The sequence below is a fragment of the Photorhabdus sp. RM96S genome (assembly GCF_042879335.1).
GTDB classification, from domain to species: domain Bacteria; phylum Pseudomonadota; class Gammaproteobacteria; order Enterobacterales; family Enterobacteriaceae; genus Photorhabdus; species Photorhabdus kayaii.
This window is the reverse complement of sequence record NZ_JBHFKT010000129.1, coordinates 1-1,024: the sequence shown is the minus strand read 5'-3', so window position 1 is coordinate 1,024 and position 1,024 is coordinate 1. Positions and strand designations below refer to the sequence as shown.

Here is a 1,024-nt window from a genome sequence, read left to right as displayed (position 1 = left end):
AACGCCCTGACGGGCGATTGAATCGGGTCAATGAGGAAAATGAGTTGTATTATGATTCGTAATGAAAGGAACAAACCCCATTATTTTCAATGGGGTTTGTCAGCGGTCTGATTAATGCTAATGTATGCATACATTAGCATTAATTAAGAAAAAATTATAACTTTTATAAAGTTCTACAGGAAATTCAATATATTGGAGAGCATAAAAATCTGTGGGGCAGTCGTTTAAATGCTTTCCACATCAGAATTAATGAGCTAGCCGGAGTACGGTTGATGGTTCTACATTAGCCATAGCAGCATAAACACCAATGTAGTGCCCCACACAATTTCATGCTCCCTCATCTACCCGGATACGCCATGCAGACCCGGCAACAATCTGTAACGCCTCATTGAGCCGTATCGGCCCAATTTTGCGTTGAATAGCCGGTAATGGCCTGCCTATCAATTTAACGAAATGGGTTGCGGCGGTATCACACAACGAATAACCGGTTCCAAATAGCAGATAGCGCAATCCATCACCAATGCGTTGTACCAATGGTACTGGCATAGTGATATTGATGATTTGATTGAGTGGTTCACGCTGCGCAGACTGGCTGCCTACACTCACCAAGGTATAGCGCTCATAGCGCGTAACTTCTGGTGTCAGAGAATAGATATCGGATACGGCGGGACGTGCCTGATGAGAACGGTGAAAACTTACACCGGATGCGGTAGTCTCCTGAGTTTGTCCGGCACACCCAGCCAATACCATGACGGACAGCCAACTGAGTGAGAAAAAAACAGGGTTTTTCATGAGCATTCCCATGCAGGTGATCTTAAATGCGGCTTACTGTGCGGGGATCCGGGACTACGCTCAATGCAAAACTCTTTTTGCAAAATCAAAAAAAACGCACCGATCGAAGTCAGTACACCAGACAGGGCACGAGCATACTTTGACTGCTATTCATCCAAAGAAAACTCTTGCCCGATAATCATCGCACCAACCCGCTTTTTTAAGCTTGTTCCTTTGGCTCGGTGCCCCGCAA

The 1,024-nt window shown here is 45.3% G+C and carries 1 protein-coding gene; it reads right to left on the bottom strand.

Features of this window, described 5'->3' with window-relative positions; translation table 11 throughout:
- Positions 1-327 precede the first annotated feature (327 nt).
- Positions 328-792: a PilL N-terminal domain-containing protein gene (locus tag ACGF49_RS24585; protein WP_387493325.1), complete on the bottom strand. Its 465-nt coding sequence runs from the start codon at positions 790-792 to the stop codon at positions 328-330.
- Positions 793-1,024 lie beyond the last annotated feature (232 nt).

What these genes read in the sequence shown, in the direction of transcription:
- ACGF49_RS24585 (WP_387493325.1), bottom strand. Translation starts at nt 792, where the DNA reads ATGAAAAACCCTGTTTTTTTCTCACTCAGTTGGCTGTCCGTCATGGTA.